The sequence below is a fragment of the Clostridium sp. HBUAS56017 genome (assembly GCF_007115085.1).
Taxonomy (GTDB): Bacteria; Bacillota; Clostridia; order Clostridiales; family Clostridiaceae; genus Clostridium; species Clostridium cibarium.
On sequence record NZ_SULK01000001.1, the window covers coordinates 311,588 to 323,093 of the forward strand.

Genomic DNA, 11,506 nt, shown 5'->3' on the forward strand with positions numbered 1-11,506 from the left:
TTTATGATGGATAAAAATATAATTGAGTTAAAGAATATCACAAAAGCATATAGTGATAACACTGTACTTGATAATCTATCTTTAAGTATTAAAAGTAATGAATTTTTGACCTTATTAGGTCCATCAGGTTGTGGTAAAACAACCACTCTTAGAATAATAGCTGGATTTGAAAATTCTGATTCTGGAGATATCTTATTTCATGGAGAAAGTATATCAAATCTGCCCCCTAATAAGCGACCTGTAAACACCGTTTTCCAGAAGTATGCTCTATTTCCTCATATGAATGTTTATGAGAATATTGCTTTTGGGCTAAAAATTAAAAAACTTACTAAAGAAGATATAGATAAAAAAGTAAAAGAAATACTTAACCTAGTTTCTCTATCTGGTTTTGAAAAAAGAAACATCGAATCTCTAAGTGGAGGACAACAACAAAGGGTCGCTATAGCTAGAGCACTAGTTAATGAGCCAGAAGTTCTTCTTTTAGATGAACCACTTGGAGCTTTGGATTTAAAATTAAGAAAAGAAATGCAACTTGAACTAAAGAAAATTCAGCAAAGACTTGGAATTACTTTTATCTTCGTGACTCATGATCAAGAAGAAGCTTTAACTATGTCTGATACTATTGTGGTTATGAATAAAGGTGTTATTCAACAAAAAGGATCTCCAGAAGATATATATAACGAACCAGCCAATGCATTTGTTGCTGACTTTATAGGCGAAAGTAACATTATAGATGGTGTTATAGTTGAAGACTTTAAAGTTATCTTCTGTAATAAAGAATTTGAATGCGTAGATAAAGGGTTTAACCCTAATGAAAATATTGATGTAGTTATTAGACCTGAGGACATTAAAATAGTTGCAAAGGACAACGGAATGCTTAACGGTATAGTTAAGTCTGTTAACTTTAAAGGAGTTCACTATGAAATGGTAGTAAAGGAAAGTGAAAGAGAATTTATTATTCATAATACAAAATTTTATGATGTAGATTCAGAAATTGGATTAGATATTTATCCTGAAGATATTCATATAATGAGAAAGGTTAGATACTATGAATAGGAAAAATAGCTCAAAAGCTACTTATCCATATATGTTTTGGTGTTCTTTATTTATCATTATTCCTTTATTAATTGTATTATTTTTTAGCTTAACTGAAAAATCAGGAGATAGCTATACATTTTCCCTTGATAACTACTCAAGACTATTAAATCCTCAATATGGAAAAATATTTTATCGCTCAATAAAATTAGCCTTAATTTCAACTTTAGCTTGTCTAATTTTGGGCTATCCTGTAGCATATATTATTTCAAAGATGAAAGCCTCAAGAAGAAATCTTTTAATAATGCTTTTTATAGTACCCATGTGGATAAACTTTTTATTAAGAACTTATGCTTGGCTTCCTATCTTAGGTAAAAACGGATTAATTAATAATATATTAGGAAATTTAAATATTGCTCCTATAACATTTTTGTATAATGATGGAGCTGTACTTCTTGGAATGATTTATAACTTTATACCATTTATGATACTGCCTATATATACAGTATTGATTAAAATGGATCAAAGCTTAATTAATGCTGCAAGTGACCTTGGAGCAAATAAAAATATTATATTTAGAAAAATTATTTTCCCCTTAAGTTTTCCTGGGGTAATTTCTGGAGTTACAATGGTATTTATGCCTGCTGTATCTACATTTGTTATTTCAAGCTTACTTGGAGGCGGACAATATATGTTACTTGGTAACTTAATTGAACAACAATTTACAACTTTAAGTGATTGGAATTTGGGATCTGCAATATCAATACTTATGATGATTGTAATATTAATATCTATGGCTTTAATGAATAAATTTGACCATGCTGATAAAGAAGGGAGTGTTGGCCTTTGGTAAATAAATTAGAAAGCTTCATAAAAAGATTTTATCTAATTGTTATTTTCATATTCCTATATACTCCTATAATTACACTAATGATTTTTTCTTTTAATGATTCTAAATCTATGGCTAAATGGAATGGATTCACTTTTAAATGGTATGGTCAATTATTCCAAGATGATACCATAATGAGAGCTTTATACAATACTCTATTTATTGCTATTTGGGCCTCAATTATATCTACTATTGTCGGTACTATAACCGCAATAGGAATTCATAATATGAAAAAAGGTGCACAAAAAAAACTTCTACTTAATATAAATTATTTACCAGTTTTGAATCCTGATATTGTTACTGGTATAGCTCTAATGTCATTATTTATTTTTATTAAGATGGATTTCGGCTTTATTACCATGCTACTTTCACATATAACTTTTAGTTTGCCATATGTTATATTATCTGTTTTGCCTAAGCTTAAACAGCTTCCTCAAAACACTACTGAGGCAGCATTAGATCTTGGAGCAACACCTTTCTACGCGCTAAGAAAGATTATTATCCCACAAATAAAATCTGGGATATTCTCTGGATTTTTAATGGCATTTACCATGTCTATAGATGACTTTGTTATATCATTCTTTACTACAGGAGCTGGGGTAACTAATTTATCAATTGAGATATATTCAATGGCCAAACGTGGAATAAAACCTGAAATAAACGCTCTCTCAACTATAATGTTTTTAGTTGTATTAATATTGCTACTTATAGTAAATAGGAAACAATCATCAGGAGGTAATAAAATTGAAAATTTTTAATAAAATTATAGCTTTATTACTTAGTATATTTCTAGCTTCCTCCTTACTTATTGGATGTAATGTTAAAGATAATGATAATAAAGTTATTAATGTATTTAACTGTGGTGATTATATAGATGAAAACTTAATAAATAAGTTTGAGGACGAAACTGGTTATAAGATTCAATATTCTACTTATGATACTAACGAAAAAATGTATTCTAAAATAAAATCTGGTAGTAATAGTTACGATTTAGTTTTCCCTTCTGATTATATGATTGAAAAAATGATTTCTGAGAATATGGTTGAAGAACTTAATTTTGATAATATCCAAAACTATCAGTATATTGATGATAAATTTAAAAACTTAGATTTTGATCCTGATAATAAATACTCTGTTCCTTATATGTGGGGAACTATAGGTATTATTTATAATCCCGAAGTAGTTACAGAACCTGTTACTTCTTGGGACATCCTATGGGACAAAAAATATAGCAAAGATATAGTTATGTTTGATTCTGTTAGAGAAACTATTTCCATAGCTTTAAAACATCTTGGTTATTCTATGAACTCAACAGATCCAAAAGAACTAGATGAAGCTGCTAACCTTCTAATTGAGCAAAAACCTATCGTTAAAGCTTGGTTTGTTGATCAAGTAAAAGATTGCATGATTGAAGATGAAGCTTCTTTAGCTGCCGTATGGTCTGGTGATGCAAATAAAATAATTAGTGAAAACCCAAAACTCAAATATGTTGTTCCAAAAGAAGGATCAAATAAATGGTTCGACGGAATGGTAATACCAAAAGGAAGCAGAAATAAGGAAGGTGCAGAAGCATTCATAAACTTCTTAACAGACCCAGATAATTCAAAGCAAAATGTAGACTACATAGAATACTACACTCCTAACCGCGAAACTTATAAGATGCTAGATGATGATGTTAAGGAAACTTATCCAGATGATGAAACTTTAGACAATTGTGAAGTTTATAGAAATTTACCTAATAATGCCCTAAAACTTTATAATGATGAATGGGTTAAAATTGGAAGCTATTAATATACTCTTAATACTATAATAAAAAATGCACTTAATGATATAAAGAGACATCTCAACTGCTATTGAGATGTCTCTTTAATGCAATTAATTAGGAAACCAAATTGCAATTTCCCTCTCCGCACTTTCAAGTGAATCTGATGCATGCACACAATTTTCTGTAACACTCTTTGCGAATAAATTTCTTATTGTACCTTTTTCAGCTTTTATTGGATTAGTAGATCCATTAATCTTTCTTACTTTTTCTATAGCTCCTTCACCTTCTATAATTAGAGAGCATAGAGGACTTCGTGTAATATATTTAATCAAATCTTGATAAAAAAACTTATCATTATGTTGTTCATAATGCCTCATAGCAACTTCTTCATTTGCTTTTTCCATTCTTAAAGCTACTATTTTAAGCCCAGCTTCCTCATAAAAATTAATTATCTTCCCAATTATATTTTGTTCAACACCATCTGGTTTTATTAATACCAAGGTTCTTTCCATATCACAATCCTCCTATTACATATTTTTCCATATAATTATATCACAATATTCTGAGTATTTAAAATATTATTTGATTTATGCTATAATAAAGTTATATTTTTATCGGAGGAAAATACAATGGTAAGATATTTTTTAATTTTAGAGGGTAGAGTACAAGGAGTAGGGTTTAGATTTTACGCTCAAAGCAATGCACTCAAATATTCACTAACAGGCTTTGTAAGAAACATGCCAAATGGAACGGTAGAATTAGAAGTTCAAGGTACTGAAAATAATTTACAGAAATTTATATCTGTAATTAGAGAAGGAAATAGATTTATTAATGTTACTGACTTTTCCAAAAAAGAAGTTTCTTTAATTCAAGATGAAAAAAAATTTAGAGTAATATATTAGACTAAAGAGGTTCTGTCGATAGACAGAACCTTTTTATGTTGCATACATTTTTTTCAATCATTTAAATTCTATACAAAGCTGTAAAGTTTGACTAATAATCTTTATATTTCTACGTATACTAATATAAGTTTATAAAGGAGGTATTTATATATGAAAAAAAATTTAAAACCTTTAATAATAGTTGCTATAATTATTTTTTTATTAGTTATTCCTACTATAAGTGCATATAATAGCTTAGTCACATTAGAGCAACAAGTATCTACATCTGAGTCTAACATAGATACTCAGCTTCAAAGAAGATCCGATTTAATTCCTAACCTAGTCAATACAGTAAAAGGATATGCTTCACAGGAAAAAGATATCTTTACTGATATAGCCAATGCAAGAAGTAGATTAGCTGGTGCAACAAATGTCTCAGATCAAGCTAATGCTGATAGTCAGCTATCAGGAGCCCTCTCTAGATTATTGGTTGTAGTCGAAAATTATCCTGAATTAAAATCTAACCAAAACTTTAGAGATTTAACTGTTGAATTAGAAGGAACAGAAAATAGAATAACTATATCTAGACAAGACTATAATACTGCCGTAACAAATTATAACACTAAGAGAAGAAGATTTCCTAGCAACATAATAGCTTCACTATTTGGGTTTGAAGAAAAACCACTTTATAAGGCTAGTGAAGGAGCAAATGAAGTTCCTTCTGTAGATTTTTCTAGTCAAAAATGAATGTAAATAATAGATTTATACAGATATTTATATCTTCTCTTTTAATAATTACTTCACTTTTTTACGATCACCCCCTTGCTGCTGATTCTTTTCCTATCCCAACAAGTTATAAATATATAAACGATTATACTAATACAATAACTGATGAAGAAAAAAGAAGTATTATTTCCATAGGAAAGGAACTTGAAGATAAAACAGGATCTGAAGCAACTATAGTAATATTAGATTCAACAAATAATATTCCCATAGAATCCTATGCTAATAATCTTTTTAGGACTTGGCAAATCGGTCAAAAAGAAAAGGATAACGGGTTATTAATTCTAGTAGCGTTAAGGGATCGTACTTGGCGAGTTGAAGTTGGCAGAGGACTTGAAGGAGCACTCCCAGATGTGCTTACCAGCAGAGTAATGGATTCTCTGGCTAAACCTAAATTTATAGAAGGTAATTACGGAAAAGGTCTTCTTGATAGTTATAGTACCCTTTGTGATTATATAGCAAAAGAATATGGAGTAACCTTAGATAAATCTCTTAATATAACTTTACCTACTGATAATAATTTAGAATCAAAAACAAAAACTTACGGAATAACTTTCATAGTTATGCTCGGATTGTTTTTTATGGACCTTCTATTTAATAGAGGAAGAATTTCTTACTTTCTACTACAACTTTTGTTTATTAATGCTTTTTCAAATAGACATGGTCCTGGTGATTCTTCTGGCGGAGGAGGTTTTGGTGGCTTTGGTGGAGGCTCTTCTAGTGGTGGTGGCTCCTCTGGTAACTGGTAACAAACAAAAAAGTATGTCTTGAATAAAATGGATCCAATAAAACAAGCAAATTGTCCACTCTATTCAACCATACTCTTAATTTAAATTTATTCTACTTATATAATCTATTTAATCCACTAAATACAGCTTTAATAGATGCAACTGTTATATTACTATCTACACCAACTCCAAAAGTCGAAGGCTCCCTATTATCTAAATTCATATTTACATAAGCAGCGGCCTTTGCTTCCGCTCCTTTTCCAAGAGCATGCTCAACATAATCAATTATATGAATATTGGCTATTTTAGCATCTAGTAAAGCCCTTCTCAAAGAATCAATAGGCCCATTTCCATACCCCTCTATAACCTTTTCTTCCCCTCTATATGAAAATCTAACTGCTACTTCTGTATCAACATCTAAATCATTATCGTCATGTAAATCTTTGATTCTAAATCTAATTAACTTAAAAGGTTCTTCTTTTGCTAGGTACTCCTCTTCGAATTTATTCATGATAACTTGTGGTGCAACTTCACCTTTTACCTCTGAAATCTTTTGAATAACATCTGCAAATTCCTTATGCATAGCTTTAGGCATCTTATAACCGTAATATCTATCCATCACAAAAGCTATTCCACCTTTACCAGATTGACTATTAATTCTAACTAATGCTTCATATTCCCTTCCCAAATCACTTGGGTCTATTGGCAAATATGGAACTTCCCAATACTGTCCAGCTCTTTCTCTATATTTACTCATACCCTTATTAATAGCATCTTGATGCGAACCAGAGAAAGCCGTAAATACTAACTTACCTGCATATGGATGCCTTATATGAACTGGAATTTTACAACACCTTTCATAAACATCAATAATTTTTTGTATATCTTCAAGATTGAGCTCTGGATTCACTCCTTGTGAAAACATATTGTAAGCAATATTTAATATATCTACATTACCAGTTCTCTCTCCATTACCAAATAGTGTTCCTTCAACCCTATCAGCCCCTGCAAGAAGAGCCATCTCAGCTGCTGCAACCCCTGTTCCCCTATCGTTATGGGGATGCACACTTAAAATAATTCTTTCCCTATTCTTAAATTTACTACTCATCCATTCAATTTGATCAGCAAAAATATTTGGAGTGTCCATTTCCACTGTAGCTGGAAGATTTATAATAACTTTATTCTCTTTTGTAGCTCCCCATGTATCTAAAACAGCTTCACAAATTTCTAGTGCATATTCTACCTCTGTCCCCGTAAAACTTTCTGGAGAGTACTCAAGAGAAAGTTCTCCCTCAAAATCTTTTGCATACTCTTTTACAAGTGCAGTTCCTTCTACAGCTATATTTTTTATTTCATTTTTACTCATATTAAACACCACATCTCTTTGAAGGATAGATGTTGAATTATAAATGTGAAGCACTGCTTTTTTAACACCTTTTAGCGATTCAAATGTCCTTTTAATAAGATGTGGTCTTGCTTGAGTTAACACTTGTACTGCAACATCATCTGGAATCAAATTTTCATTAACCAATGTTCTTAAAAAATCAAATTCTATTTGTGATGCTGATGGGAATCCTATTTCTATTTCTTTAAATCCAAGTTCAACTAAAAGCCTAAACATTTCTTTCTTCTCATCCACTGTCATCGGATTTATGAGAGCTTGATTTCCATCTCTTAAATCTACAGAGCACCAAATTGGTGCCTTACTAATTAGTTTATTTGGCCAAGTTCTTTCTTCAAAATTAATTGTTTTAAATCTCTTATATTTTTTACTATTTAACATCGTATCTCTGCCCCCTTAGATATTTTATAGTTATATTATCACTCTTTTTTACATCATAATTGTTCTAATACCCCATAGAGTTTCACTATAACTATTATCTTTTTATCTACTGCCTTAACCCCATTTTTTTCACCTCTCTATAATATTAATAAAAAAAGCGTAACCACTCCAACTTGGAGCAATTACGCGGTACCATCCAAAAAATCTTATCTTAATTGTAATAACGGCTATAAACCGATAAAGCCTACTATTAGTTCAACTTTATAGCTCATGAGCGAGTTCAAAAGGCAAAATCTGCGGGCTCTCACCATACCCCACTCTCTAAAAAACTTACTACTTTCTACTACTCTCATTCTTTGCTTGTCAATATTAACTTATTAACAATTTTAACGCACATTAGATTATTTGTCAACATATCACCAGCATATTTTAACATCTATCAAATTTTATGCATCTCTACTAACTTTTCTATAATTGTGTATATTTCTTACTATTACCTCTCGCCTTTTCGACAGGATACTTTTCTTCGTTTTTATCCATTTTTCTATTTATTATTTCTTCTATATCTACCCCTAATGCATCTGCTAAATGTAAACAATACACCATTACATCAGCTAACTCCTCTTCAACATGTTCCTGATCATAACTTTTATCATCCCACAAAAAATTTTCTAATAACTCACTAGCTTCAATTGATATAGCCTTTGCTAAGTTACCAGGAGTATGAAATTGCTTCCACTCCCTATCATCTCTAAATTTTTTTATTCTATCAATTGTATCTTTCATTATCTCGTCCTCCAATTCTTTAACTTACTATAATAAAAATTCTACCATCATTTACTATAACACTAAATACATATTTATAAATACTCTTTTAACCTATTACTTATATATTTATTTTAATAAATTATTTTATAATGTATAATAAAGTTATACAAATGAAAATGGGAAATAGGTGAAAAAATGATAAGATTAATTGCAACAGATATGGATGGAACTTTATTAGATGAAAAAGGTCAGATTCCACAGGAATTTGCTAACACTCTTGAGAAACTTGAAAATAGAAATATTAAATTTGTAGTAGCTAGTGGACGCCCATACTATACACTCTATGAAAACTTCACGCCACTTTCTGATAAGCTTTATTATATTTGTGATAACGGAGCATTTGTTGTAGAAAACGGAGAAATTGTTAGTATAAGCATTATAGATAAAGATAAAGTTAACGAATTAATAAAGTGTGTAGAATTTATTCCAAATGCAGAAATAATATTATGCGGTAAGAATGGAGCTTATCACAGACCATGTTCTGATGAATTTACTACTGAAATAGATAAATACTACATAAAAAAACATATAGTAGATGATCTCACTAAAGTTAATGACGAAATATTTAAAATAACTATTTGTAACTTAACATCAACTACTAACAACACATATGAAACTATAAAACATAAATTTTCTTCAGATTTTATGATAGTTGTTTCTGGTGAAGTTTGGATTGATATTATGAATGAGGGAGTTAACAAAGGGGCAGCTTTGAGAAAAATTCAAGAAGATCAAAATATATCCTATGATGAAACTATGGTATTTGGAGACTTCTATAATGATGTTGAAATGTTGAAAAAGGCACATTACAGTTTTGTAATGGAAAACGCCAATGATGATATGAAACAATACGGGAACTTTATAGCTCCGAAAAACACTGAAAATGGAGTTATTAAAACCATTGAAAAATACATATTGAACCATTAAAAAAACAAGGTATCGATGAATATTCTCATCAATACCTTATTTTTATAGTTCTACTCTATTTCTTTCTTCTCCTCTATAAAAGGCATGTATATTCTCAATTAAATCTGCAAATAATCTATTTCTAGCCTCAACACTTGCCCATGCAATATGCGGAGTTAATACTAATCTATCTTTATTTTTTATATGTAGTAATGGATTATTTGATGGAGTTGGCTCAACCGAAAATACATCTAAAGCAGCTCCTGATATAAGCTCTTCATCTAAAGCCTTAGCTAAGTCTTCATCTACTACTATTGGACCTCTTCCCATGTTTATCAAAACTGAATTTTTCTTCATTTGGCTTAAATTTTTATAATTAAATAACCCTTGCGTAGCATCATTTAAAGGAGCATGAATAGATATAATATCACTTTCTTTTAAAAGTTCTTCTAGATCTACTTTCTTATAATCTGCATTGTTATTTTTTCCCGATGTAGAATAATAAACGACTTTTGCTCCAAAGGCATCTGCTATCTTGGCCACCTTTTTACCTATAGCGCCAAAACCTACTATTCCCCATATCTTTCCTTCAATGTCATTGTAAGGTATATCTAGATTTGTGAACATATCTGACTCAGAATACTTTCCACTCTTAACAAAGTTATCATAATAAGCTATCTTATCATATAAATGCAAAAGTGTAGCAAATGTATGTTGTGCTACTGTTGGCGTTGAATATCCAGCCACATTAGTTACTGCTATTTTTCTGGACTTTGCATAATTCAAATCTATATTATTAAATCCTGTTGCAGTTTCGCAAATAAGTTCAAGATTTTTAGCTTCTTTTAAATTATCTTCATTAAGTGCAACTTTATTTGTCAGAATAATTGCTGCATCTTTAACTCTGCTAACAACATCCTTAGGCTCAGTTTTATCATAATAACTAACTTTCCCAAACTCTTCTAACTTTTTAAAATCAACATCACCAAGTGTTTTTCCATCTAAAACAACTATATTCTTCAAAACATCTCATCCTTTCCTAACTGTTATTTATATGATACCCCAGAGACATATTTTTGTAAATGTAAGCTATAGTTACTTTACATAAATATATATATATAATAATATGGTATTAGTTTCATTTTGAAAGGAGTATTAACATGTTTATTATTTGCTATAAAATGCCTTATTCAAAAGTAGATGAAGCTGTAGAAGCTTTACAAATTAATGATATATACGATGTATTCTATGAAAGTCTTTTAAAAATAACTACTGATGAAAACGGCTATGGTTATGAAGAAGTTGAATCAGAAGAAGTTACACTTAAAGTAACTTTCGAAAGCCATGTAGAAGATTTAGAGGACTTAGAAGTCTTTATGAATAAAGTTAACTCAATACTTAATCAAAAACCTTTTGACGTCTTTGAGGAAGCTTCAAATTATGATGATTTCAGTATGCCAGCAATACATATTGATGATACCTATGTCATCGCTTCTCCTGATGAAGAATTTGAAGGCAAGAAAAAAATCAATTTTATATCTCAAGGTGCCTTTGGAACAGGACTTCATGAAACAACTCAAGATCTTTTAAAGGTAATATTATCAAAGGATTTTTCAAATATGAGAGTTTTAGATGTAGGAACAGGGTCTGGTATACTTTCACTAGCTACTGCTATAAAAAGTGCTACAGAAGTAGTTGCCCTTGACATAAGAGACGTCAAAGAAGAAGTAGAATTTAATGCCTCTCTAAATAATTTAACTAACATAAAGGTTTTAATTGGAGACGCCTTATCTGATGAAGTTGAAATAAACGGTGAATTTGATTGGATATATATAAATATAGGTGGTGAAGAAACACATATGTTTATGAATTTTATAAAGAAACACCTAAAAGAAGATGGACATCTAC

At 30.2% G+C, this 11,506-nt stretch carries 13 protein-coding genes and 1 other annotated feature; of the genes, 9 read left to right on the top strand and 4 right to left on the bottom strand.

What is annotated here, in order from left to right; translation table 11 throughout:
* The first annotated feature begins 6 nt into the window (after positions 1-6).
* The 4 genes from potA to FAY47_RS01670 are packed head-to-tail and all read left to right on the top strand — an operon-like array spanning position 7 to position 3,715.
* Positions 7-1,056 carry a spermidine/putrescine ABC transporter ATP-binding protein gene (gene potA / locus FAY47_RS01655; RefSeq protein ID WP_143314656.1) on the top strand — a complete coding sequence of 350 codons (1,050 nt, stop codon included), beginning with the start codon at positions 7-9 and terminating at the stop codon, positions 1,054-1,056.
* A complete protein-coding gene (locus FAY47_RS01660; RefSeq protein ID WP_143314657.1) occupies positions 1,049-1,888 on the top strand; it encodes an ABC transporter permease in 840 nt (279 codons plus the stop codon). Before potA ends, FAY47_RS01660 begins: the two co-directional genes overlap by 8 nt.
* The gene (locus tag FAY47_RS01665) at positions 1,882-2,682 is read left to right on the top strand and encodes an ABC transporter permease (protein WP_143314658.1); all 801 of its coding nucleotides are present in this window, start codon (positions 1,882-1,884) and stop codon (positions 2,680-2,682) included. The genes FAY47_RS01660 and FAY47_RS01665 overlap by 7 nt, the downstream gene beginning before the upstream one ends.
* Positions 2,663-3,715 (top strand): spermidine/putrescine ABC transporter substrate-binding protein, encoded by a 1,053-nt coding sequence (locus FAY47_RS01670; RefSeq protein WP_143314659.1) that lies wholly within the window; start codon positions 2,663-2,665, stop codon positions 3,713-3,715. The genes FAY47_RS01665 and FAY47_RS01670 overlap by 20 nt, the downstream gene beginning before the upstream one ends.
* 84 nt (positions 3,716-3,799) lie before the next feature.
* Here the strand turns inward: FAY47_RS01670 and ndk are convergent, their stop codons facing one another.
* On the bottom strand, positions 3,800-4,201 hold the full coding sequence (ndk, locus tag FAY47_RS01675; protein WP_143314660.1) for a nucleoside-diphosphate kinase: 402 nt from the start codon (positions 4,199-4,201) through the stop codon (positions 3,800-3,802).
* A gap of 117 nt (positions 4,202-4,318) precedes the next feature.
* On the opposite strand from ndk, the gene FAY47_RS01680 reads away from it, so the two are divergent.
* The 3 genes from FAY47_RS01680 to FAY47_RS01690 all read left to right on the top strand — a co-directional run bounded on the left by FAY47_RS01680 (position 4,319) and on the right by FAY47_RS01690 (position 6,102).
* Entirely contained in the window at positions 4,319-4,591 is a 273-nt protein-coding gene (locus FAY47_RS01680) for an acylphosphatase (protein ID WP_143314661.1), read from the top strand.
* Between the two features lie 150 nt (positions 4,592-4,741).
* Positions 4,742-5,317: a LemA family protein gene (locus FAY47_RS01685; RefSeq protein WP_143314662.1), complete on the top strand. Its 576-nt coding sequence runs from the start codon at positions 4,742-4,744 to the stop codon at positions 5,315-5,317.
* Positions 5,314-6,102 carry a TPM domain-containing protein gene (locus FAY47_RS01690; protein WP_143314663.1) on the top strand — a complete coding sequence of 263 codons (789 nt, stop codon included), beginning with the start codon at positions 5,314-5,316 and terminating at the stop codon, positions 6,100-6,102. Before FAY47_RS01685 ends, FAY47_RS01690 begins: the two co-directional genes overlap by 4 nt.
* A 91-nt stretch (positions 6,103-6,193) precedes the next feature.
* Here the strand turns inward: FAY47_RS01690 and leuA are convergent, their stop codons facing one another.
* Both leuA and FAY47_RS01700 read right to left on the bottom strand, forming a co-directional pair.
* A complete protein-coding gene (leuA, locus tag FAY47_RS01695) occupies positions 6,194-7,864 on the bottom strand; it encodes a 2-isopropylmalate synthase (RefSeq protein WP_143314664.1) in 1,671 nt (556 codons plus the stop codon).
* A 171-nt stretch (positions 7,865-8,035) separates the two neighbouring features.
* Positions 8,036-8,230 (bottom strand) — a binding site (T-box leader).
* Between the two features lie 102 nt (positions 8,231-8,332).
* Positions 8,333-8,650 carry a nucleotide pyrophosphohydrolase gene (locus tag FAY47_RS01700; protein WP_143314665.1) on the bottom strand — a complete coding sequence of 106 codons (318 nt, stop codon included), beginning with the start codon at positions 8,648-8,650 and terminating at the stop codon, positions 8,333-8,335.
* Between the two features lie 177 nt (positions 8,651-8,827).
* Here FAY47_RS01700 and FAY47_RS01705 point away from each other — a divergent pair, with 177 nt between their 5' ends.
* Positions 8,828-9,619 carry an HAD family hydrolase gene (locus FAY47_RS01705; protein WP_143314666.1) on the top strand — a complete coding sequence of 264 codons (792 nt, stop codon included), beginning with the start codon at positions 8,828-8,830 and terminating at the stop codon, positions 9,617-9,619.
* Positions 9,620-9,661: 42 nt separating this feature from the next.
* On the opposite strand, the gene FAY47_RS01710 is transcribed toward FAY47_RS01705, so the two are convergent.
* Entirely contained in the window at positions 9,662-10,621 is a 960-nt protein-coding gene (locus FAY47_RS01710) for a D-2-hydroxyacid dehydrogenase (protein ID WP_143314667.1), read from the bottom strand.
* Between the two features lie 137 nt (positions 10,622-10,758).
* On the opposite strand from FAY47_RS01710, the gene FAY47_RS01715 reads away from it, so the two are divergent.
* Positions 10,759-11,506: 50S ribosomal protein L11 methyltransferase (locus tag FAY47_RS01715; protein WP_243129508.1), on the top strand; the 748-nt coding region annotated here is incomplete at its 3' end.

Excerpts from the sequence above, each read along its gene's own strand:
- FAY47_RS01660 (WP_143314657.1), top strand. The coding sequence starts at position 1,049 with ATGAATAGGAAAAATAGCTCAAAAGCTACTTATCCATATATGTTTTGG.
- FAY47_RS01685 (WP_143314662.1), top strand. The coding sequence starts at position 4,742 with ATGAAAAAAAATTTAAAACCTTTAATAATAGTTGCTATAATTATTTTT.
- FAY47_RS01680 (WP_143314661.1), top strand. The coding sequence starts at position 4,319 with ATGGTAAGATATTTTTTAATTTTAGAGGGTAGAGTACAAGGAGTAGGG.
- ndk (WP_143314660.1), bottom strand. The coding sequence starts at position 4,201 with ATGGAAAGAACCTTGGTATTAATAAAACCAGATGGTGTTGAACAAAAT.
- FAY47_RS01705 (WP_143314666.1), top strand. The coding sequence starts at position 8,828 with ATGATAAGATTAATTGCAACAGATATGGATGGAACTTTATTAGATGAA.
- FAY47_RS01700 (WP_143314665.1), bottom strand. The coding sequence starts at position 8,650 with ATGAAAGATACAATTGATAGAATAAAAAAATTTAGAGATGATAGGGAG.
- FAY47_RS01690 (WP_143314663.1), top strand. The coding sequence starts at position 5,314 with ATGAATGTAAATAATAGATTTATACAGATATTTATATCTTCTCTTTTA.
- potA (WP_143314656.1), top strand. The coding sequence starts at position 7 with ATGGATAAAAATATAATTGAGTTAAAGAATATCACAAAAGCATATAGT.
- leuA (WP_143314664.1), bottom strand. The coding sequence starts at position 7,864 with ATGTTAAATAGTAAAAAATATAAGAGATTTAAAACAATTAATTTTGAA.